The 23307-nt window shown below is 48.4% G+C and carries 23 protein-coding genes; 22 read left to right on the top strand and 1 reads right to left on the bottom strand.

Features of this window, described 5'->3' with window-relative positions; genetic code table 11:
• Positions 1-270 precede the first annotated feature (270 nt).
• The 21 genes from ABC831_RS16295 (at position 271) to ABC831_RS16195 (ending at position 21032) form a co-directional block, all read left to right on the top strand.
• A complete protein-coding gene (locus ABC831_RS16295; RefSeq protein ID WP_343249154.1) occupies positions 271-774 on the top strand; it encodes an RNA polymerase sigma factor in 504 nt (167 codons plus the stop codon).
• Between the two features lie 17 nt (positions 775-791).
• On the top strand, positions 792-2840 hold the full coding sequence (locus ABC831_RS16290) for a beta-propeller domain-containing protein (protein ID WP_343249153.1): 2049 nt from the start codon (positions 792-794) through the stop codon (positions 2838-2840).
• A 452-nt stretch (positions 2841-3292) separates the two neighbouring features.
• Positions 3293-3991 carry a VanR-ABDEGLN family response regulator transcription factor gene (vanR, locus tag ABC831_RS16285; RefSeq protein WP_343249152.1) on the top strand — a complete coding sequence of 233 codons (699 nt, stop codon included), beginning with the start codon at positions 3293-3295 and terminating at the stop codon, positions 3989-3991.
• Complete coding sequence (gene vanS, locus ABC831_RS16280; RefSeq protein ID WP_343249151.1) at positions 3984-5105, top strand: vancomycin resistance histidine kinase VanS; 1122 nt, start codon at positions 3984-3986, stop codon at positions 5103-5105. Before vanR ends, vanS begins: the two co-directional genes overlap by 8 nt.
• An 87-nt stretch (positions 5106-5192) precedes the next feature.
• Complete coding sequence (locus ABC831_RS16275) at positions 5193-6038, top strand: SAM hydrolase/SAM-dependent halogenase family protein (protein WP_343249150.1); 846 nt, start codon at positions 5193-5195, stop codon at positions 6036-6038.
• 43 nt (positions 6039-6081) lie between these two features.
• Positions 6082-6810: a glycerophosphodiester phosphodiesterase gene (locus ABC831_RS16270; RefSeq protein WP_343249149.1), complete on the top strand. Its 729-nt coding sequence runs from the start codon at positions 6082-6084 to the stop codon at positions 6808-6810.
• Positions 6811-6847: 37 nt separating this feature from the next.
• Positions 6848-7510 (top strand): site-2 protease family protein, encoded by a 663-nt coding sequence (locus tag ABC831_RS16265; RefSeq protein WP_343249148.1) that lies wholly within the window; start codon positions 6848-6850, stop codon positions 7508-7510.
• A 40-nt stretch (positions 7511-7550) separates the two neighbouring features.
• Positions 7551-8462 carry a glucose 1-dehydrogenase gene (locus ABC831_RS16260; RefSeq protein ID WP_343249147.1) on the top strand — a complete coding sequence of 304 codons (912 nt, stop codon included), beginning with the start codon at positions 7551-7553 and terminating at the stop codon, positions 8460-8462.
• Between the two features lie 88 nt (positions 8463-8550).
• Positions 8551-9231, top strand: a complete 681-nt coding sequence (locus ABC831_RS16255; RefSeq protein ID WP_343249146.1) for a response regulator transcription factor — start codon at positions 8551-8553, stop codon at positions 9229-9231.
• Positions 9228-10223, top strand: a complete 996-nt coding sequence (locus ABC831_RS16250; RefSeq protein WP_343249145.1) for an ATP-binding protein — start codon at positions 9228-9230, stop codon at positions 10221-10223. The genes ABC831_RS16255 and ABC831_RS16250 overlap by 4 nt, the downstream gene beginning before the upstream one ends.
• Positions 10224-10307: 84 nt before the next feature.
• Entirely contained in the window at positions 10308-10745 is a 438-nt protein-coding gene (locus tag ABC831_RS16245) for a hypothetical protein (protein ID WP_343249144.1), read from the top strand.
• Positions 10746-11107: 362 nt separating this feature from the next.
• Entirely contained in the window at positions 11108-11599 is a 492-nt protein-coding gene (locus ABC831_RS16240) for a CarD family transcriptional regulator (protein ID WP_343249143.1), read from the top strand.
• A gap of 192 nt (positions 11600-11791) precedes the next feature.
• Positions 11792-12004, top strand: a complete 213-nt coding sequence (locus tag ABC831_RS16235; RefSeq protein ID WP_158353720.1) for a cold-shock protein — start codon at positions 11792-11794, stop codon at positions 12002-12004.
• 391 nt (positions 12005-12395) lie between these two features.
• Positions 12396-13163, top strand: coding sequence for an ABC transporter ATP-binding protein (locus ABC831_RS16230; protein WP_343249142.1), 768 nt, complete (start codon positions 12396-12398; stop codon positions 13161-13163).
• Positions 13156-15144, top strand: coding sequence for an FtsX-like permease family protein (locus tag ABC831_RS16225; RefSeq protein ID WP_343249141.1), 1989 nt, complete (start codon positions 13156-13158; stop codon positions 15142-15144). The genes ABC831_RS16230 and ABC831_RS16225 overlap by 8 nt, the downstream gene beginning before the upstream one ends.
• A gap of 208 nt (positions 15145-15352) precedes the next feature.
• Entirely contained in the window at positions 15353-15562 is a 210-nt protein-coding gene (locus ABC831_RS16220) for a zinc ribbon domain-containing protein (protein WP_343249140.1), read from the top strand.
• A gap of 121 nt (positions 15563-15683) precedes the next feature.
• Positions 15684-16337 (top strand): DUF3298 and DUF4163 domain-containing protein, encoded by a 654-nt coding sequence (locus ABC831_RS16215; protein WP_343249139.1) that lies wholly within the window; start codon positions 15684-15686, stop codon positions 16335-16337.
• Positions 16338-16634: 297 nt separating this feature from the next.
• Positions 16635-17108: a sigma-70 family RNA polymerase sigma factor gene (locus tag ABC831_RS16210; RefSeq protein WP_343249138.1), complete on the top strand. Its 474-nt coding sequence runs from the start codon at positions 16635-16637 to the stop codon at positions 17106-17108.
• A gap of 16 nt (positions 17109-17124) precedes the next feature.
• Entirely contained in the window at positions 17125-18069 is a 945-nt protein-coding gene (rsiV, locus tag ABC831_RS16205) for an anti-sigma-V factor RsiV (protein WP_343249137.1), read from the top strand.
• A gap of 1162 nt (positions 18070-19231) precedes the next feature.
• On the top strand, positions 19232-19684 hold the full coding sequence (locus ABC831_RS16200) for a MarR family winged helix-turn-helix transcriptional regulator (protein ID WP_343249136.1): 453 nt from the start codon (positions 19232-19234) through the stop codon (positions 19682-19684).
• The gene (locus ABC831_RS16195) at positions 19671-21032 is read left to right on the top strand and encodes an MATE family efflux transporter (protein WP_343249135.1); all 1362 of its coding nucleotides are present in this window, start codon (positions 19671-19673) and stop codon (positions 21030-21032) included. Before ABC831_RS16200 ends, ABC831_RS16195 begins: the two co-directional genes overlap by 14 nt.
• Here the strand turns inward: ABC831_RS16195 and ABC831_RS16190 are convergent.
• Positions 20980-21900, bottom strand: coding sequence for a LysR family transcriptional regulator (locus ABC831_RS16190; protein WP_343249134.1), 921 nt, complete (start codon positions 21898-21900; stop codon positions 20980-20982). The genes ABC831_RS16195 and ABC831_RS16190 overlap by 53 nt on opposite strands.
• A 137-nt stretch (positions 21901-22037) precedes the next feature.
• Here ABC831_RS16190 and leuC point away from each other — a divergent pair, with 137 nt between their 5' ends.
• Positions 22038-23300 (top strand): 3-isopropylmalate dehydratase large subunit, encoded by a 1263-nt coding sequence (gene leuC, locus ABC831_RS16185; protein ID WP_343249133.1) that lies wholly within the window; start codon positions 22038-22040, stop codon positions 23298-23300.
• The last annotated feature ends 7 nt before the right edge of the window (positions 23301-23307 follow it).

Raw genomic sequence — 23307 nt, 5'->3', positions numbered from 1 at the left:
TCAATAATGAGGGGTTTTATCGTTTTTTGTCTATGCGAAACCGACATAGAATCAATCAAAATCACGAATTCCATATGGTTATTCTTCCCGGTTTAATTTCTTAAGTTCGCGCCTATGGGGACAGGCCCCTTTCTCTACTTAGTTATCTGAGGAGATGGCTTTCCTGCCGAAAGATGCCAGTCCCCTCCCATAAAAATTTTGAAATTAGATGCAACAGACAGGCAGATCGGGTACACTTAAGGTATATACGGAAGAAGCGGGGGTGAACATATGGAGATTAATCCCGAGATAGTAAAGCAGGCTAAGGCATCGGATGCGGCCGCATTCGCCGAATTATACGAATCGGTATACAAGGATTTGTACCGATTTGCTTATTATACGCTGAAACATCCCCAGGACGCTGAGGATGTGGTCAGTGAGACGGTGATCGATGCCTACCGGGGAATCCACCGGCTGCGCAGTGAGGAAGCTTTTCAGGGATGGATTTTCAAAATATTGTCAAATAAATGCAAGAGAAAACTAAAAGAATATGTAGGGAAAACACTCCCTTTGGACGAGACTCTGCCGCTGCCGGAGACGGATTTTGCCACCGGTTATGACATGCATACGGCATTTTCACAATTGGCGGATGATGAGAGGCTGATCGTATCCATGGCCGTATTCGGCGGATATACCAGCAGGGAGATCGGAAGAATTCTACATATGAATGATAATACCGTACGGTCCAGGCAAAGCCGTGCTTTAGCGAAGCTGAAGAAAAAACTGGAATCGTAGAAAGGAGGAATCTGGCTATGGATGAGAAAAAAATGCTGGAACAGATCAGACGTGCGGCCGAAGATGTGGAAATACCCGCGCATTTGAGGCCGGAAGCGATCGATGATATTATAAATTCAACAAGTAAGGGTAAAAAAGTACACAGGCATATTTACCAATACGGAATGGCCGCCGCTGCCTGTCTGGTTGTGGTAGCTGCCGTATGGTTCGGCAGTATAACACAGGATAGCGGAACGGAAAGCGCGCAGATGGCCCGGGATACTGCTTCCGCCGATGCAGCCCCGGAGACTATCCAGGAAAATGCAGACGGATCGAAGGCGGACGCTAAGGCAGTGGACTCCCCGATTCCCACTCCGGACAGCTATGAAGATCTGTATGATAAAGTGTTAAATGCAAAAAAACAGCAGACGCGGCAGGTAAAAGAGGCAGCTTCCGATCTGGGGATGGACTACGACGGGGCGGAGAGTGCGGCAGGCGGAACGGCCGGCGGTGCAGAAGACTCCGCTGTCCAAAGTACAGCCAAGTATGAAGCGGCAGCCAATGTCCAGGACGAACAAGGTTTTTCCACCACGAATCTTCAGGTGCGCGCGGTTGATGAAGGAGATATTATTAAGAATGACGGCCAGTATCTCTACATCGCGGATACGCTGGACAACACGTTTCAGATCGTCCGTGCGGATGGAGCCCAGATGACACAGACAGCAGAATTGTCCATGACACAAAAAATGGATTCGATCTATGAATTCTATGTCACGGGGGATACGCTGACGATTATCGGATCTTCCTCCCAGGCTTCCCTGGAGCAGAACACCTCGGACGATGTGTATCGGACAGTGCTGTCGAACCAGACGATAGCCGTCACCTATGATATCCGGGACCGGAGCATGCCAAGCGAGATCGGGTCAGTTACCCAGGACGGATACTACGAGACATCCAGGCGGAACGGGAACTATCTCTACTTGTTCACCAATTATTATAAAGAGGAACTTCCGGCCTATCCTACACAGTATGACGGTTATATCCCTGCCGTAAACGGGAAACTGCTGACCGCGGACTGCATCTATCTGCCGGAATATATAAAGGACAGCTCCTATCTGGTTGTATCCGGCATCGACCTGCGCAAGCCCGGTGAGATCAGCGATGCCAAGACAGTAGTGACAAATGGGCAGCATTATTATGCCAGCACAGAAAACATCTACATTGCGGAAGCGCAGGGATACGGATATGACACGAACAAAACCGAGATACTCAAATTAAATTATACGAACGGTCGGATAACACCATCCGCGGTAGGAGTCATCAGAGGAAATCTCAATAATTCCTTCTCCATGGATGAATACAAAGGGAATCTGAGAGTTGTGACCACGGCCTATGACAGCAAGTCACAGGATTCGACCAATGAACTCTATGTGCTGGATGAAAATCTGGAAATCATCGGAGAAATCAAAGGCCTGGCCAAAGGGGAACAGATCTATTCCGCCAGATTTTTCGGTGATACCGGCTACTTTGTAACCTATCGTGAGACAGATCCCCTGTTTTCGGTAGACCTGTCCGATCCTGCGAACCCGAAAGTATTGGGCGAGCTGAAGGTGACAGGCTTCTCCAACTATCTGCATTTCTACAGCGATCATCTGTTGCTGGGGTTAGGGGAAGAGACCGATCCGAAAACCGGAAACCATCTGGGGTTGAAGCTGTCCATGTTTGATATCTCCGATCCGGAGAATGTGGTGGAGGTGCATAAATATGTATTGCAAGACTATAATTATGCAGATGCGTGGTACAATTATAAAGAAATGCTTATCGATCCGGAAAAAAATATTTTTGGCTTTGCTGGATATGGCAATCGAAAAGGAGATCCTGTAATCGACTATCTGGTTTTCTCCTACGATCCGGAAAAAGGGTTTATCAACAGACTTGTCTACAGCGAGGAAGATAACGAAAGCGGAAAACTGCGCGGAGCTTACATCGGGAATACCTTCTATGTAATCCAGCCTTTTGGAGATACCAGTATCACTTCCTTCGATATGGGGGATAAGTTTACTAAGTCGGGGACTTATAGACAGTGAGGGGGAGGCCCTTTGGAGGGGCAGGGACCCGGCAGGGCGCAAACAGGAAGCGGCGGGACGGACCCGTCGGACGCTTCCTGTTTGCGCCCTGCCGGGTCCCTGCACTGGTATAGGGCTCGGTTCTATGGGCGGCTGGATGAGAATATAAGACGGTTTTTGGGGGATGATGCCGGCAGTGGATGTTGGGAATATGGGTGTCTTGGAAAAGGTCTTGGAAAGGGAGCGGAATCTCGGGATGACATTTGCGTAGTTCTGTTGTATAATGATACACTAGTGAAGGGAAATTGGATTTTGGGTTTTGGGGAGGAAGAGCGTAGTTACCTGGTGTAAATAAAAGTGATTTGAGATGGAAATTTAAGGAAAGTTTAAGAATAATGCAAGTATTTGGTAACAAAAACTGTCAGGGATTCTGTTAAAATAGGAACAGTGGGTAAAAGAGGATGGTGAGTGTCATGGAGAAAACAAATATACTGGTTGTGGATGACGAGAGAGAAATTGCGGACTTTATCGAGGTTTATCTTCAGAATGAGGATTACCGGGTATTTAAGTTTTATAACGGGCAGGAGGCATTAGCGTGCATTGAAAAGGAAACGCTGGACCTGGCGATTCTGGATGTTATGCTGCCCGATATTGATGGATTTACCATCTGCCGTAAGATCCGGGAGAAATATAATTTCCCGGTTATCATGCTGACGGCTAAGGACGACGAACTGGACAAGATTACCGGCCTGACATTGGGTGCGGATGATTATATCACGAAGCCTTTCCGGCCGTTGGAGCTCATCGCCCGCGTGAAGGCACAGCTGCGCAGATTTACAAAATATAATACCATGCAGACGGAAATGGATGAAAACATCCTGGCGTTTTCCGGTCTGGTCTTAAATAAAGAAAAACATGAATGCCAGTTAAATGAGCGTTCCCTTTCCCTGACCCCCACGGAATTTTCGATCCTGTGGGTTTTGTGTGAGAATCGGGGAAAAGTGGTCAGCTCCGAGGACCTCTTCCAGCAGGTATGGGGAGAGAAGTATTTTGGCAACAGCAATAATACTGTCATGGTACATATCCGTCATCTCAGGGAAAAGATGAAGGATTCTTCCGATCACCCGAAATATATTAAAACCGTGTGGGGAGTAGGATATAAGATTGAATAAAGAATTCGGCAGGCTGAAACGGAAAATCTTATTTCAAATATTTTTGATCGGTGTGGGCGCCATAGTAATCGGGGCCCTTCTTCAGTATATCCTGATCGACGGAATTCTGCAGGAACCTTTCGCGGAAGGTTTCGTCGCGCTGTGCCAGCGGCTGTTCCATCTGGACTATTATGGAGCCGTGGGCATCTACCAGGCGATCTTCCGGGATAACAAGACCTTCTATATGATGGCGGGTTTAAGCCTATTGCTGCTTCTGATGTTTTATTATGCCATGACAAAATTCATGCATTATTTTAGAGAGATCAGCGCAGGTGTGGAACAGCTGGCGGAAGAATCCAAAGAAGAGATCCAGCTCTCTCCGGAACTGGATTTTATGGAAAAGCATTTAAATGACGTAAAGCAGAAGTTAGAAAAGCGGGAACAGGACGCTTTGGAAAGCGAGCAGAGAAAGAACGACCTGGTCGTCTATCTGGCCCACGATATCAAGACTCCGCTGACTTCCGTCATCGGATATCTGAGCCTTCTGGACGAGGCAAAAGATATGCCGGAAGAACAGCGGGAAAAATATGTCTCCGTGACCCTGAAAAAGGCATACCGGCTGGAACAGCTGATCAATGAGTTCTTCGAGATCACCCGCTTCAACCTGCAGGCTATGGTGCTGAACAAAGAGCCGATTAACTTAAGCTTCATGCTGGCACAGATGGCTGACGAGTTCTATCCGATGCTGGAGGAAGGCGGGAGAACCGCTGTCCTGGATGTGGAGGACAACCTTACCGTATCCGGAGACCCGGACAAGCTGGCCCGCGTATTCAACAACATTTTAAAAAATGCCGTCGCCTACAGCGATCCCGGCAGTATGATCGATATCCACGCCCGCAAGGAAGGAGCCCATGTAATCATCCTGTTCTCCAACCGTGGGAAAACCATACCGGCCGCGAAGCTGGAGGCCATATTCGAGAAATTTTACCGCCTGGATTCCGCCCGTTCCAGTGATACCGGAGGCGCGGGATTAGGCCTTGCTATCGCAAAAGAAATTATAGTTGCCCACGGAGGTAATATTACCGCCCAAAGCAGGCAGGGAATCACTACTTTTACGGTCGAACTTCCTGTTTGATGATTCTATGCCCGCATGGGGATTGAAGTTTTGCAAAGGATGGGGTATGCTAGGAAAAATAGGTTTATCAGAGAGGAGTACGATATCATGAAGCCGATTCTGGTTTTTCAGACGGATTTTACTTATAAGGAGGGAGCGGTTTCCTCCATGTATGGCGTGGTGAAAAGTGTGGACCGGGAGTTAGAGATTATGGATGGCTCCCATGAACTGCCCAAGTTCGACACGTGGAGTGCCAGCTACCGGTTGTATCAGAGCCTGCAGTTTTGGCCGGAGGGGACGATCTATGTATCGGTGGTGGACCCTGGGGTGGGTACCGGGAGAAGGGCCTGTGTGGCCCGGACCGTGGACGGATACTATATTGTGAGTCCGGATAACGGGTCTTTGACGCATGTGAAGAAGTGGATCGGAATCGAAGCGGTGAGAGAGATCGATGAGACGGTGAACCGTTTGAAGGGGAAGGGAACGGAAGGGACCAGTGTGTTCCACGGACGGGATCTGTTCGGTTATACGGCCGCCAGGCTGGGGAGCGGAGTGATCGATTTTGAAGGTGTGGGACCAGAGTATCCGGTGGAGGAGATCGTGGAGCACCCGGTTCTGGAGCCGGTAGTGGAACAGGGCACAGTGAGAGGGATATTTGAGATTGATGACCCGAACTTTGGCAATCTCTGGACGAATATCCCTTTCAGTGAGTTTGAACGGGCAGGGTTTCATTATGATGACCGTGTCAGGATGACGGTCTGCCATGATGGAAACGAAGTGCTGAATGAGACGCTTCCGTTTGAGAAGAGCTTTGGATATGTGGAAAAGGGAAGTACGGTAATCTATACGAACGAATTGATGCGGATCGCGCTGGCGGTCAGCCAGGGCAGTTTTTGTGAAACATATCAGATGGGTTTTGGACCGGAATGGACCGTGGAGTTCTGCCGGATATAAGGGAAAAGCGGCCGGCAGGAATCTGCGTTATGGGAGGACAGGAATGAGGACAAAGATATGGGCGCACAGAGGCGCTTCGGAATACGCGCCGGAAAATACGCTGGAGGCCTTTTCCCTGGCAGTCAGCCAGGGCGCGGATGGGGTAGAGCTGGACGTACAGCTGTCTGCAGACGGTGAGATCGTGGTGATCCACGACGAGTGGATCGACCGGGTAAGCGATGGCAGCGGCTGGGTCAGGGATTATACGCTGAAGGAGCTGAAAAGCTTCCGGTTTCAGAAGACACATCCGGAATATCAGGATGCCCGGATTCCGACCCTTAGAGAAGTATATGAGCTGCTGAAACCTACAGATCTGGAGATTAATGTGGAACTGAAGACCGGGATCGTGCCTTATCCGGGATTGACGCAGAAAGTGTGGCAGCTGGGCAGGGAAATGGACATGAATGACAGGATCTGGTATTCCTCGTTCCGCCATCAAAGCGTGCTGGAACTGAAAGCGACAGCCCCCGAAGCAAGGACCGGTTTCCTCTATCAGGACGGTTATATGGGGATGCCGGAATATGCGCTGAAATACGGGGTCATGGCACTGCATCCGGCCCTGTATCTGATGCAGGATGAGGCAGCGGTCCGGGAGTGCCGGGATCGGGGGATCTGTCTGCATGTGTGGACGGTAAATGAACCGGAGCATATCCGCATGCTGGCCTCCTATGGGGTGGAAGCGGTGATTACGAACCGTCCCGACGTGGCCGTTCAGGTAATTGGGCACTTATAATGCGGCATAAGAGGGATAAAGGAGGAAAGAAGGAATTATGAGAGGATTAATCAGCAGTCCTGCGGAACTGCTTTTTGCATTGGTCTATACACTGCCGGCGGTCCTGCTGGCAGTATCACTTCACGAGTTCGCGCATGGCTTCGTCTCCTATAAGCTGGGAGATCCGACGCCGAAAAGTGACGGAAGGCTGTCGCTGAATCCGTTTCATCATCTGGATCTGATCGGTACTTTGTGCCTGCTGGTATTTCATTTCGGCTGGGCGAAGCCGGTTCAGGTAAATCCCAGGTATTATAAGAATCCAAAGGCAGGGATGGCGGTCACGGCCCTGGCGGGACCGGTTATGAATTTCCTGGTGGCTTTTGCGGGGGTGCTGGGAATGGGAATCCTCTATCGGGTGACCGGAGGATACGGCGGAAAAGTGCTGCAGTATTTTTTTAATCTGTTTCAGTATATTGCGATTATCAATATCGGATTGGGCAGTTTTAACCTGATCCCGGTCCCGCCTCTGGACGGTTCCAAGGTTCTGGGCGCGGTACTGCCTTCCAGGATTTATTTTAAATATATGCGATATGAGCGTTACGGCTCTATTTTATTGATTGTCCTATTATTTGTAGGTGTTTTGTCCATACCGCTGAATTTTGTGCAGCAGGGAATTTTTAGCGGAATGTGGAATGTAATGAGATTGATCGTTGGTATTTGACAAATCAGGCGCATATAATCTATAGAATGTTTTGAAAAGGATGAGAAGTATGTATCCGGTCTATGATTATATGGGCAGTAAAGAAGTATGTGAAGTCGTACACAAGACGTTTCCGCCGCAGCACCAGGAAAGCCAGCCCGGTTTTGAGTATCTGATGAGCCCGCCGCCGATATCCGCACCGTTCGGGGAGCGCGGATGCCGGCGCCTGGAAGGAAGGACGGCGGTGATCACCGGAGGGGACAGCGGGATCGGACGGGCGGTCGCCTATGCCTATGCTGCGGAGGGGGCCAAGGTGCTGATCGCGTATCTGGATGAACATCAGGATGCGCAGAGGACGAAGCAGCTGATCGAAGAGACAGGCGGCCAATGCGAGCTGGCGGCGGGAGACCTGGGACGCCCGGAGGTGGCGGCGATCGTGGCCGAGACTGCCATGGAACGGTTTGGGTCCATTGATATTCTGGTTAATAACATTGCCGTACAGTTCTTAAGAGACAGCATACTGGATATCAGTAAGCAGCAGTTGGAGCTAACGTTTCGAACGAATGTCTTTTCGTATTTTTATATGATACAGGCGGCGCTTCCTAATATGAAAAGCGGCGGGGTGATCATCAATACAGCGTCGGTGACCGCCTTTGCAGGGGAACCCAGGCTGCTGGATTACAGTGCCGCAAAAGGGGCGGTTGTTTCGCTGACCCAGTCTTTGGCCCTGTCCCTGGTAAAACAGGGAATCCGGGTAAATGCTGTGGCCCCCGGTCCGGTATGGACACCGTTAATTCCGGCTTCCTATTCTGCCGAAGAAGTGGAAACCTTCGGAAGCGGTACGTCAGGAGTGCCTATGGGACGGGCCGCACAGCCGTTTGAGATCGCGGCGTCCTATGTATTTCTGGCTTCAGATGAGTCCAGATATATGACAGGGCAGATTCTCCATCCAAACGGGGGACAGATAGTCTGAGTGAGGGCTGGAAAACAGAGTAACCGTATAGAGGGAGAACATAAAACCAACAGAAAAATAGATAAGAGACTCGCGAGGAGGGATAACCTTGTACCGGATACTGATAGTGGAAGATGATAAAACGATAGCGGATACGCTGACGGGGCATTTGTGTAAGTGGGGATATGATGCAAGGGCCGTTGATGATTTTGATCAGGTTATGGAAATTTTTACCGGATTTGATCCTCAGCTGGTTCTGATGGACATTGTGCTGCCGTTTTATAACGGATACCACTGGTGTTCGCAGATACGCAGCATTTCCAAAGTACCCGTCATCTTCCTGTCTTCCGCCAGTGATAATATGAATATTATTATGGCGGTAAATATGGGGGGCGATGACTTCATCGCCAAGCCCTTTGATCTGGATGTGGTCGTTGCGAAGATCCAGGCCATGCTTCGCAGGACTTATTCTTTTCAGGGACAGGTGAATATCCTGGAACACCGGGGGGCGGTTTTGAATCTTGGAGATGCCAGCCTGACCTTTGAGGGACAGAAAACGGAGCTGACGAAAAATGATTTTCGGATTCTGGAGGTTCTCATGTCCCAGAAGGGGAATGTGGTATCCAGGGAGGACCTGATGAAGAAGCTCTGGAACGATGACTGCTTTATCGATGATAATACGCTGACGGTGAACGTCAACCGGCTGCGCAGGAAACTGGATGAGATCGGACTGACTGATTTTATCGCAACGAAAAAAGGGATTGGATATATGGTGGGAGAAGAACAATGATATTCTGGGCTTATATCAGGGCACGGGTGAAAAGTATCGTCTGTATGGCGGTGATTTTAATTATTTTTGGTGTCGTCTACTTTCTGGCGGACATCCCGATGGATATTTATCTGTACAGTCTGCAGCTGGGCGCCGCATTCCTGCTGATCGCGGCAGGAGTAGACTACTATCATTTTCTGAAAAAACATCAGTGCCTGACGGAATTCTCCGATCTGCCGCACCCCGAATTAAGGCAGCTGCCGGCTGCGGCTGATATTCTGGAACAGGACTATCAGGATATTCTGGAACGTATGATGAGAATCAATAAGGACTTAGTCACTCAGAGCGATCAGAACTATACGGACAGCCGGGAATACTATATGATGTGGGCGCATCAGATTAAGACGCCCCTGTCAGCCCTGAAGCTTTTGCTGCAGTTAGAGGGAAACTTAAGGGAGCAGGGGGAACTGGAGCAGGAAGTATTCAAGATCGAACAGTATGTGGAACTGGCTTTGCAGTATGTCCGGCTGGATCATATGGAAAATGATCTGGAATTAAAAGAATATGACCTGAAGAAGCTGGTCCGCCAGACAGTGAAGAAATATTCGGTTATCTTTATCAATAAGAAACTTACCATAGATATGGAAGGGGTGTCCGGCAGGGTTCTCACAGATGAGAAATGGCTGTCCCTGATTCTGGAGCAGCTTCTCTCCAATGCCCTGAAATATACGAACCGGGGCGGAGTCCGTTTTTATATGGAGCCGGGCAGGGAAAAGACTCTGGTTATTCAGGATACCGGTATCGGAATCCGGGAAGAGGATGTACACCGCATTTTTGAGCGGGGTTTCACCGGATATAATGGGCGCATGGACAAAAAATCTACGGGAATCGGCTTATATCTGTGTAAAAAAGCGGCGGACCAGCTGGGCCACAAAATCCGCATAGAATCTAAGGTTGGAGTAGGTACGAAGGTTATGCTGGATCTCAGATCGGATAAATTAGAAGTATTTTAAAAAATTAGTTTTGAAACTTTTTTCAGATCTATATCGTCTAATATTTGTAAACAAAAAAAAGCAAGTAAAAAAGGAGACGATATTATGAAAAAATTAATCGCAGTTTTAGGAATCACGATGTTAATGGTTGGAGGGATCACAGCATGTGGTTCCAAAGATGACAAGAAAGGCACAGAGAACCCGCAGCAGACCGAGGCCCCGGCCGCAGCACCGGAAGCTGCAGTGGCTCCGGAATCGGCAGCCCCTGCACAGGGAGAAACAGCAGACACCAACACCGCTGACGGTCAGGCAGAGGGAGCCGAAGCGCAGGAGGAGAAAACCTTTACCGGTATTGTGGATGAAATAAAGCCGGGAGTGCTGATCAGCGTGGCTACGGAAGATAAGTCAGACGCTTATGTGTTCGGTCTGGAAGGCGATGTTGAGGCGAAAGCCGGGGATAAAGTCAAGGTGACTTATACAGGTGGGAACCTGGAGGACAGGGAAGGCGATCTGGTGGCGGTCAAAATAGAAGTGTTGAAGTAGATGACAGTTATGATCTATGCAGAATTCGTGCATGAGAGAGCACAGGATGAGTGCATAGGAGTGTTTAACGAAATAAGTGAGAATTCTCCCACCTCTGCAGGTGGCGAGATGAATCACCCAAAACAAGATTAACGGCAGTGGTGGGCGGAGAGAAATCGGTATCCCCCACTGACATGAGGTCTAGGCACGCAGCAATAAAAGTCGTATTCTGTGAAATTACCGAGCGTGGATTGAAACAAAAGGAAAGATTAGCATTTCTCCCAAAAATGTGTTATAATAGAGAAGCAGCTGGCTATTTCGATAATCCGAAAGGTTGTTGAAATAGCCTTTTTCTTTTTGAGTAACAGAAAGTAGGGATGTAAATGTTTCAAATTAACGATGTGATAGTTTACGAAAACGGCGGTGTGTGTACGATAAAAGATATCGGCGTACCGGAATTTCTCCATACGGATATCCAGTACTATACGATGCAGCCGGTCTGCGACATGGGCCGGACGATCTACGTAAAGACGAAAGATAATAAGGCATATATGAGAACGATCGTGTCCAGGGACGAGGCGGAAGAATACCTGACAGAGCTGCCGGCTATGGCGGGTGTATATAATGAAGATGATAAAATAAGAGATAAGGAATTCGGCAGTATATTAAAATCCTGTGAATGCTCCCGGTGCTTTCGGATGTACAAGGGGATCAGCATCGCCCAGAACCGCAAGATTCTAAATGGGAAGAAACTGAATATGAACGATGACCGCTATTTACACAAAGTGGAGGAACTGTTGTCGGCGGAGTATTCCGTGATCTTTCATATATCTTTAGACCAGGCAAAAGAAAAGATCAGCAGCGCTCTTGAATAATTTACGAAAGAAAACGTATCTATAAAAAATGTGACAATATGTTGACATCTCAAAGCCTTTGTGTTATAGTAATCCGGTAATCAATTTGAATCTGAAAGCTGGCCGGTATTTGTAAGTCATTCTTTTAATGATTTACAAATGCCGGTCAATTTTTATAAAATTGATACAAATACAAAAATGGAGGTACTGTCAATGAATAACGGTACGGTAAAATGGTTTAACTCACAAAAAGGATTTGGATTTATCACTGACGATAATGGCGGAGAAGATGTATTTGTACATTTTAGCGCTATTGTATCCGATGGTTTCAAAAGTCTGGAAGACGGACAGAAGGTTACTTACGATACGGAAACCGATCCTAAGGACAGCAGAAAATTAAAAGCTGTGAATGTACGTACAGCATAAGTTTCATCAGACTCAAAACAAATTATCCAAAGCCACAATATCCGATGCTGAGTAGAATCAACCATTTGAATATTTGTATCATTGTATAATTTTAAAAGTTTTGCAGGGCAGACCGGTAGTCTGTCCTGTTTTTTTATTTCATAGGAACACTTTCCTATGAAATAAAACGCTCCGCGGGGATCGCACTACGGCGGAAAGGAAGATGCCGCTTACGCGGCCAGCCGCAGGCGGAGAGTTTCGCAAGCGAAACTCTTTTTATGGGAACAGGTTCCTTACCTTACAAAAGTGTAAGGTTAAACTGTAAAAATGTAAGTGGAAACCATGGCATAAACGCTATATTTTTCTTATACTTAGTCTATCATTTAAAGTGAAGTCAAGGAGGAAACATGTTATGTCATTGTTGGAAGTTCATAATCTGAAAAAAATATATACGACCAGATTCGGCGGCAACCAGGTACAGGCCCTGTCCGATGTATCCTTTACGGTAGACCAGGGAGAATATGTGGCCATTATGGGGGAGAGCGGTTCCGGCAAGACGACGCTGCTTAACATCGTCGCTTCGCTGGATAAGGCCACCAGCGGTCATGTGGTGTTAGACGGTATGGATCTGGCGAAAATCAAGGACAAGGAAATTTCCACATTCCGAAGAAAAAACCTCGGGTTTGTGTTCCAGGATTTTAACCTGCTGGATACGTTTTCGATTCAGGACAATATCTTTCTTCCGTTAGTGCTGGCCAGGAACCCCTACGAGGAGATGAAAAAACGGCTGGACCCGATCGCGAAGCAGCTGGGGATCACTGATATCCTCCCAAAGTATCCCTATGAGGTGTCAGGCGGCCAGAAACAGCGGGCGGCCGTGGCACGTGCTTTGATCACCTCCCCGAAGCTAATCCTGGCCGACGAACCGACCGGAGCGCTGGATTCCAAAGCCTCCATGCGTCTTTTAAATATATTCTCAGAGCTGAATCAGGCAGGCCAGACGATTCTGATGGTAACCCACAGCACACAGGCCGCCAGTCACGCCAGCCGTGTCATGTTCATCAAGGACGGTATCGTCTTTAACCAGATCTACCGCGGCTCCATGAGTAATGACGAGCTGTACTCCAAGATATCCAGTACGTTGACTGTGCTGGCTACGGGAGGTGCTTCTGATGAGTAGGTTTTTTTATATCCGGATGGCCCTGACCAACCTGAAAAAAAACCGGCAGACATATTTTCCCTACCTGCTGACCTGCATCCTGACGATCTGCATGTTCTTTATCTTTCAGGTGCTGGCACATAATGACGGGCTGAACAATATGGGCGGAGGCAAGGACATGGCCACAATTCTGGGAACAGGTTCTTACATCATCGCGATTTTTGCCGTCATTTTCCTGTATTATACCAACAGTTTTCTGATCAAGCAGCGGAAGAAGGAGCTGGGGCTCTACTGTATCCTGGGACTTGAGAAGAAACATGTGGCCCGTATCCTGGCCTGGGAAAGCATTATGACGTATCTTTCCTGCATGGTCCTTGGAATTATAAGCGGTTTCGTTCTGGGAAAACTGGTGTTCCTGGTCTTGATAAAGCTGGTTAATATCAAGGTTTCTTTATCCTTTGGATTGGCGCCAAAGGCACTGCTGTCTTCCATGATTCTATTCCTGTGTATCTTCGCGCTGAACCTGGTGACGAATATTTTCCATGTCCGCATGGTGAATCCCATCGAACTGCTGCGGGGAGGAAATAAGGGAGAAAAGATTCCGAAGGTGTCCTGGTGGCTGGCTCTGGTGGGTGTGGTCTGTCTGGGAACCGGTTACTATATTGCCATTGTCACCCAGAATCCGATGGATGCTTTTATGAAGTTTTTCCTGGCCGTAATCCTGGTTATTGTTGGAACCTATGCTTTGTTTACAGCAGGCAGTATCGCATTGTTGCGCATCTTAAAAAATAATAAGAAATTTTTCTATAAACCGAAAAACTTTATCGCTGTGTCCGGTATGGTGTACCGGATGAAACAAAATGCCGTGGGACTGGCTAATATCTGTATCTTAAGTACAATGGTTCTGGTTATGATCGCCGGGTCTGTATCCCTGTACATCAGCCAGGAGAAAACCATCCGATACCGGTTTCCCCATGACCTTCAGGTTAACAAACTGGAGAGTGAAGAACAGATCGCGGGAATCGACCGTATTCTGGAGGAAATGACTGCCGGTTCCGAGGTCAAAGCAACAGATGAATTTTATTTTGCCTATCTGGATTTTTATGTATACAATGATGGTGGAAAATATGTGAAAGCCGATGCGGGCAAATATGGAAACTACGTCAGTGAGGACACGGACCGGATGACCTCATTTACCATGATACCGGTGGAAGATTACAACCGGATTGAACAAAAACAGGTATCTCTGAAAGAGGATGAGGTACTGGTATTCAGTGTCAAGGATTCCATCAAGGGAAATGTATTACAGATCGGCGGCGAGGAATACCGGATACAGGAGAAACTGGAAACTTCCATTCTGGGTAAAAAAGATCCTTATGCGATGTTTAATGAGAACTTCCTGATCGTGCAGAATGAGGAAGTCGGGGACCGGATTTTCAGGGCATCCGGTATGGAGCCGGATGCTTACGGTTGGAACTTCCAGTGGAACTGTGATATCGATGGAAAGAAGGATGATTGTGTTGATTTTTCTTATGCTTTTATTGATCGGGTTCACAATGAGATATCTTCCAGCTATGTGGATTCTATGTATACTTCCCTGAGCGGCTGGTATATGTCTTATGGAGGGATTCTGTTTATCGGTATCTTCCTGGGTATCCTCTTTATCATGGCTGCGGTTTTGATCATCTACTATAAGCAGGTCTCCGAGGGGTACGAGGATCATGAACGCTTCCTGATTATGCAGAAGGTGGGCATGAGCCACGATGAAGTGAGATCCAGTATCCGCAAGCAGGTATCCATGGTGTTTTTCCTGCCCCTTGTCATGGCTGTCATCCATGTCATGTTCGCATTCCCGATGATCAGCAGACTTCTGGTCATGTTTAATCTGACGGATATCCGGCTGGAATTTATCTGTACCTGTGTTACGGTTGTGGTGTTCTCGCTGGTGTACTCGCTGGTGTATATGAGAACTGCCAAGGTTTACTATCGGTTAGTCAGATAGAGAATCAGGACCCCGGCTGCCTGGCCTGCCAGACAGCCGGGGTCCTGGCTTTTTCCGGGCTATGACGCGGTTCGCGCCGGACGGACTTAAGAGCGGACAGGGACGCTGTGTGGATTTGGGGTTTCTTTTTTTAGGATTATTTGGTAAGATGAATGTGTTATGGTAAATGGTTTGTAACTGTAGACAGTTTAGACAGGAGGATAGAGATATGGAGAAAAGGCAATATGTATGCCCCAAGTGCGGGTGCCAGCATTATGAGAGTGACCAGTTCCAGGCCACGGGGGGGAATTTTGCTAAGATCTTTGATGTTCAGAATAAAAAGTTTGTCACGATCAGTTGTACCAACTGCGGATATACGGAACTGTATAAATCCAGGAACTCGGATGGCTGGGATATTCTGGATTTCCTGATGGGATAAGGCAATCAGACCGGCACTGCTTTATTTCGGAAATTCTGCTTCCGATATGCTGGGGCCTGTATGAATACATGAGCGGGCGGCGGCATATGATGGAGTAATGTTAGAAATATTGAAGGTAATTATGCAGAGAATTTTCGATCATGTATTAACGGATACCATGAAGCAGGATAACACGCCGATTTTGAGTTATACGATACATTATCCTGAGTTTACGACGGACTGTAACCAGCAGGCGGCACAGAAGATTAACCGGTATTATGAGCAGCAGGCCCGGACGCTGGAGGCGTACTGCAGGAATAAGCTGTTTCAGGACGCGGTCAGTGAACTGGAGTTTGACGAGAAGAATAATTTCCCGGCGATTGCCTATGAGGTGATTGTGGAGTATACGGTAACCTTTAATGAAAGGTGTATTACCAGCCTGTTTACGGACCAGTATATGTTTACGGGCGGGGCCCACGGGACGACGATCCGTAAGGGCGATACATGGGATTTTCAGAATGGAAGCCGCATCGGGGTTTCCGCGTTTTATCCGCCGGACAGTGATTTTCGGGAAAGTATATTAAAGGTGGTTAATGCTCAGATCGGGGAACGGCTGAAAAAAATGCCGGGTACGTATTTTGACGACTATCAAAAGTTGACGGATGAAAACTGGAATGCCAGGGATTTTTATGTGACACCGGATGGGCTTGTGGTATTTTTCCAACAATACGAGGTGGCTCCCTACTCCACAGGGATGCCGCAGTTTTTCCTGCCCTTTGAAAAAAGGCGGACATAAAATCCAGAGCGGAAAGAATAAGCAGAATAAAATAAGTTGAAAATAATCAGAACCGGGACCGGCGATATGGATCGCTGCTCCCGGTTTTTCCGTTGTTTTGTTTATGGCCTTTTCACATTAGGCAGCAGAGAGTATGATGAAGGTAGAACTTGATATTTGACCGGAAGCTGTAAAGTATAAATAAAATAAAAAAATGAAAATCCTGAAACTTTTTATAAATCCGGTACGTCTAAAAGATGTAAACAAAAGTAAGAGATTAAAATTAAAAAATAGAGACACAGGAAAGAGGTGTGAAGGTTGCGAAAGAAATCGATCGATGAAGAGATCAAGACTCTTCTGTTGAATAACTATGAGAGTTACTATCGCTTAGCCTACAGTTATGTAAGAAACCAGGAGGATGCCATGGACATAGTCCAGGAGAGCGCCTACCGGGCAATGAAGAACAGTTCCTCCGTCAAGCAAGCAGAATATGCGTCAACCTGGGTATATCGGGTGGTAGTCAATACGGCGCTGGATTTTATCCGCAAGAACCGGAAGGAAACCGTAGGGATCGAGGATGTGGATTCCGCACACGAGGACCGCTATATGGATTTTGATGTCTGGGACAGTCTGGAAAAACTGGATCAGAAAGACAGAACCATTATTATCCTGAGGTATTTTGAGGACCGGAAGCTGGAAGACATCGCCCAGATAATCAATGAAAATGTAAACACGGTGAAAACGAGGCTATACCGGGCATTGAAAAAATTAAAGATTGAGCTTGCAGGATAGAAAAGGAGGGATAAACATGAAATTCGAAGATATCAATTTAGAGGGACAGGAACGGTTAAATGAGATGAAAAATGACTATGAGAAATGTGAGGTGCCATTAGAATTGAAAAATAGAATAGAAGAGTCCATCAACAGGGCAGAGAAAGAAAAAGGACGTTCAAAAGTAATTCGTTTTGTAAAAGGCGCAGGGATGACTGCGGTAGCCGCTATGCTGGTATTGACCATCCTGGTAAATACCAATCAGAATGTGGCCATGGCCATGTCGGAGGTTCCGGTGCTGGGAAGTATCGTCAGGGCAGTCACCTTCCGTACCTATCAGGAACAAAGCGAGAATCACGAGGCAAATGTAAAGGTGCCCAATGTTGTAGTGAATCCGGAGGAGACACAGAGCCCGGCAAAAGAGAAACTGGAGGAGAGTGCGAAGAAGATCAATCTGGACATCGATGCCTATACGAACAAACTGATCGAAGAGTACAAAGCGGATATCGAGTCCGATGGCGAGATCCACAAAGGATTGGATATCGACTCCGAGGTAATCCGGGACGATGACAAACTGTATATTATTAAACTCTGGGCAGTGGAAACCATGGCCAGCGGAGCGCAGACTGAGCGCTATTACACGCTGGATAAAACAACCGGTGAACAGGTGACCCTTCCGGGGCTGTTCAAGGATGGTTCGGATTATGTGAAGGTTATCAGTGAAAATATTAAAGAGCAGATGCGTGAGCAGATGAAGAACCCTGACGACGGCAAGGTGTATTTCCTGGATGACCCGGAAGCGCCGGCAGATGACCAGTTTACAGAGATCAAAGCGGACCAGAACTTCTATATCAATGACCAGAATAAGCTTGTGATCGTATTTGACGAGTATGAAGTTGCTCCTGGCTACATGGGAATGTGCTACTTCGAGATACCGACGGAAGTGCTGCAGCCGATGCTTGAGGAGGGGATTGTTAAGTAGGTTGGTGCTAAAGGGGCGGGCCGGGCTGGGGCAAGGGCGGTATCCTGAGGGGTTCCCGGATCCGGGGCCCCTTTGGCTTCTCCTTGGGAGCGCTTAGGGCTTGCGCTGGTATCCGCTAAGTGAAATCGAAAAGCCAGGTTCAGGAATCGAGCCTATTCACCAGGAACACATGATGTGTTCCCGGTTCAGAGGCTCTTGCCCGTCGGACGTGAAGTCCGCCGTGCATCCTGAACCTGGCTTTTCGATTTCACTAAGCGGATACTCAGCCGCCCTATGCGCTCCCAAGGAGAAGCCAAAGGGACCCCGGAGCCGGGAACCCCCCAGGATACCGCCCTTGCCCCAGCCCGGCCCTGCTTTAGTTCTGGCTTAGTTAGTATTGGTTGACTCCTATGCTGATCGTGATTACATGGGAGTAATTCTAATTAGGGGTTATCTTATAAAAATATTAATAGCTAACGGGGCTTTTGAATAACCTGTGAGACAGAATCTAATCCTGACTGGAGGGAGTAAGGTTCTGTTTTCGGATGTATCGAAGTATAACCTGATATGGCCGGCCTGTGTGAAGGGGGTAGATTTAAAACATAAGTACGATCTGCTTTCTTTCACACGAAAGTGTTCCTATAAAATTGAAACGCTCCGCGGGGATCACACTGCGAAATCAAAACGCAGAAGATGGGGAGAAATACTGATTGCTTATTACTTATTCAGATATAAATTACGATATTTTCCGCTCTGCTGCTGTAACTCAAGTTGTATTAAAGCAGGGGCGTACCGGTGGGGCAGTTTCGGGGGCGGGACCAAAGGGGACGGGGCTCAAATCGCTTGAGGCCAGACCTTAGAACGGGTTACGCAGAAGAGGACGAAACCTCGCAGGAGCCGGGGCACTGTTTGAGCCGCTTTTTGGCGAGTTTGCCCCGGCTCCTGCTAATAAGAGGTTTCGTCCTCTTCGGAGTTACCCGTTCTTAGGTCTGGCCGAAGCGATTAGAGCCCCGTCCCCTTTGGTCCCGCCCCCGAAACTGCCCCACCGGTACGCCCCGGCCCATTTGCAGCAAAACCCAGCTAATAAGGTAAAGAAGAGATTGACAGCCTGATGATTCTTTGGTATATTAGGATAGTCCGAAAACGGACTAATGGAAATTTGGGGAAGGAGTGGGAGGAGAAGATGGATAAGGAATTGACGGAGCAGTTGAAGAGATTTTATACGCTTTGGAGAGAGACGAATGCGATTTATGAAGAGTGGGCGAAGAGACAGGGGATCTCTTATTATGAGCTTTTGATTTTGTTTTCTTTGGGAGAGAACGAGGAGGGGTGTACGCAAAAAGAGATCTGCGATCAGTGGATACTGCCAAAACAGACGGTAAATTCGATTTTGCAGAATATGTTGAAGCAGGGTATGGTCGGGTTTGAAGTTATGGAAAAGGATAGAAGAAATAAAGCGGTATTGCTGACAGATTCAGGGAAGAAGTTTGCAGATGATATCATTTGCAGGCTGCAGCGGCAGGAAAAGGAAGTGATGCGGCGGATGGGCATGGCACGAAGTGAGGCCCTTCTGCAAAATACAGCCCTGTTTAACCAGTTGTTCCGGGAGGAAGGGGAAAACGATGGAAATACGTAAGAACTTTTTTCGATGTGTGATCCCTTCCATGCTGGCGTTTGCGCTGTCGGGGGTCTACGCGATTGTAGATGGCTTCTTTGTTGGAAATAAGATAGGGGACTTTGGATTGGCTGCGATTAATATGGCTTATCCGCTGACAGCCCTGATCCAGGCGATCGGAAGCGGGATCGGTATGGGCGGCGCTATTTTGTATTCGATCTGCGAGGGAGCGAAAAAAACAGAGGAGAAGAACCGGTATTTTAAAGTGACATGGATGCTGCTTGTGGGGGTCAGCCTGGTGCTTATGGGAGGGCTGGCCATATCGGCTCCGGCGGTTCTGCATGCGTTCGGAGCGGGAGGGGAGATTTATCCGCTGGCCCTTGAGTATATCCGCTTTATTATATATGGCACATTTTTCCAGGTGCTCAGCACGGGACTGGTACCATTTCTGAGAAATATGGGAGGATCGGTCCTGGCTATGGTGGCTATGATATCGGGCTTTCTTACGAATATTCTGCTGGATTACCTGCTGGTATGGCGTTATCCTTACGGAATGGCCGGCGCGGCGGCAGCCACGGTAATAGGCCAGGCGGTAACCTTCGCGGTGTGCCTGGGCTTTCTGCTGGTGAGAAGGAACAGCCTGCGCAGCAGACTGGGAAGAAGCTTTGGGAGCCTGGCTAAGAAGGTATTGCTGATCGCGCCGTCTCCGTTTGGCCTGACGTTTGTTCCGAATATTACACTGATTCTGGTCAATAAAAGCGCCGTGTTATACGGAGGAGAGTCCGCAGTCACCAGTTATGCGGCGGTCAGCTATATTTCCTGCGTGGTTTTGCTGCTTTTGCAGGGAATCAGCGATGGATGCCAGCCCTTGATGAGCCTGTATTATGGGGAAGGGGATGAGGGTAAGACAGACAGGGTAAGGAGGATCGCCTATCAGTTCGCGGCGGTTACAGCCCTGTGCTGCATGGTGTTGCTTTATCTGGTCAGAAACCACGCGGCTGTTCTGTTCGGAGCATCCCCACAAACTGTGTCAAGTGTCGGGGCCATCCTGCCGGTTTTTTTATTGGGTTATCTCTTTGTCAGCTTTTCCAGAATAACGGTATCCGCGTTCTATGCCACTGGAAAAGACAAAATGGCATACCTGCTGATCTATGGCGAGCCGGTTTTCCTTTTGCTTCTGCTGCTGATTCTGCCGGAGTGGATGGGGATTGGCGGCACCTGGGTATCGGTGCCTGTTTCTCAGATCCTTATTATGCTGGCCAGTCTGTTTTTCCTGTATCGCGGCAAACATCCGGGAGGTGCGGGAGAGCGGTTCCCTATTCGGAAATGGAAAAGCAGGAGGAGTCCGGACTCTGGTAATAATGGATGAAATGTTCCATTGACTGGGAGCGATGACGGTTTTTCAGATAAGCGAATCCAATTTCACGTTTGTGTATGGGAATTCCCAGGGGGATCTGGATGAGCTTTTCCGCTTCCAGCTCCGGATGGACGAATTCTTTGATGACACAGGCGATACCCAGACCGATTTTTGCGAATTCGATAAGCAGATCCAGGGTAGTAACCTCCAGCAGGTTATGGACCTGGATTTTGTTTTCCAGCAGGTAATCGTCGATGTACTGCCGGGTCATATTTTCCTTATCCAGCAGCATGAAGGTGGCGGTTTCCAGTATGTTCGGACCGGAACTGCCGCTTCGCAGCTTCAGATTGTCCATATAAGAGGACGTCGCCACGAAGATATCTTCGATTTCTCCGATGGGATAGAAGTGCAGCGGTTTGATATTATCCGGTTTGCCGATGAGACCGACGTCGATGCGGTTTTCCTCCAGCAGCCGAAGTGTTTGGTTGGTGGACTGGCAGGTGATCGAGATCTTAATATGGGGATACAGCAGGATAAACTGCTGCAAATAGGGGAGCAGCACGTATTTGCACAAAGTGGTGCTGACACCGATGCGCAGCTGGCCGATTCCCAGAGTGCCGGCCAGTTTTAACTGGTCCTCCGCATCGGAAAGGGTGTCGAAGGCGGTACGGACATGCTGGTACAGCAGCTGGCCTTCCTCCGTGAGCGTGACTCCCCTGGAGCTTCGGTTGAACAGGGCAACGCCCAGGGAATCTTCCAGCCTGCGGATGGACTTGCTGATGGCCGGCTGGCTGATATAGAGTTCCTTGGCCGCTTTGGAGATATTACCGGTGGAGGCCACCGTATAGAAGGTTTTATAGCTGGAGAGAGACTGATCCATGAGAATTCCTTTCTATATAACTTAAAGTTATAATAAATATGCATAATATGTATTTCTATTATAACAGATTCTATGCTAGAATAACAATCAGAAAAGCATTAACAAAGCTTTAAAAAAAGCGAATGGAGGCAGATACCATGGGTATGACAATGACACAGAAAATACTGGCCGCTCATGCGGGACTTCCCGAAGTGAAGGCGGGACAGCTGATAGAAGCAGATCTGGACCTGGTGCTGGGAAATGATATCACTTCTCCGGTAGCCATTCATGAAATGGATAAAATGACTGTGGATGGAGTATTTGATAAGGATAAAATCGCGCTGGTCATGGATCATTTTATTCCGAACAAGGATATCAAATCGGCGGAGCACTGCAAGTGCGTGAGGGAATTTGCCTGTAAGCACGAGATCACCAACTATTTCGATGTGGGTGATATGGGGATCGAGCATGCGCTGCTGCCGGAAAAAGGGCTGACTGTGGCCGGTGACGTGGTGATCGGAGCGGATTCCCATACCTGTACTTACGGTGCACTGGGAGCGTTCTCCACTGGTGTCGGAAGCACAGATATGGCCGCAGGTATGGCTACGGGCAAATGCTGGTTCAAAGTGCCTTCCGCCATCAAATTTGAACTGACCGGAAAACCTTCCGAATGGGTCAGCGGAAAAGATGTGATTTTACATATCATCGGTATGATCGGCGTGGACGGAGCGCTTTATAAATCTATGGAGTTTACCGGCGAGGGAATCCGTTATCTGTCCATGGATGACCGGTTTACCATTGCCAATATGGCGATCGAAGCCGGCGGCAAGAATGGAATTTTCCCGGTGGATGAGGCGGCTGAGGCCTATATGAAGGAACATTCCAAACGCCCGTATCAGATTTATGAAGCGGATGAGGACGCGGAATATGAGACGGTCTACACCATTGACCTGGCGGCATTAAAACCTACGGTAGCGTTCCCGCATCTTCCGGAGAATACCAAGACGATCGACGAAGTGGGCGAAGTGAAGATCGACCAGGCAGTGATCGGTTCCTGCACCAACGGCAGAATGGATGATCTGCGCATTGCCGCAAAGCTCCTGGAGGGCCGGAAGGTGGCGAAGAATGTACGCTGTATTATCATTCCCGCCACCCAGAAGATTTATCTGCAGGCCATTGAGGAGGGTCTTGTACAGACCTTTATCAAAGCGGGAGCGGTCGTCAGCACGCCTACCTGCGGCCCCTGTCTGGGAGGCTATATGGGTATCCTGGCTGCGGGTGAGCGCTGTATATCCACGACGAATCGGAACTTCGTAGGACGTATGGGACATGTGGATTCGGAAGTATATCTGGCCAGCCCGGCCATCGCCGCGGCCAGCGCTGTAACCGGCAAAATCTCAGGCCCCAGTGAGTTAGAGTAAGGAGGAA

Origin of the sequence: Diplocloster hominis, from assembly GCF_032380655.1 — a bacterium.
In the GTDB taxonomy this organism is placed as follows: Bacteria; Bacillota; Clostridia; order Lachnospirales; family Lachnospiraceae; genus Diplocloster; species Diplocloster hominis.
Note: the sequence above shows the minus strand (reverse complement) of the source record. Positions and strands in the feature narration are given on the sequence as shown.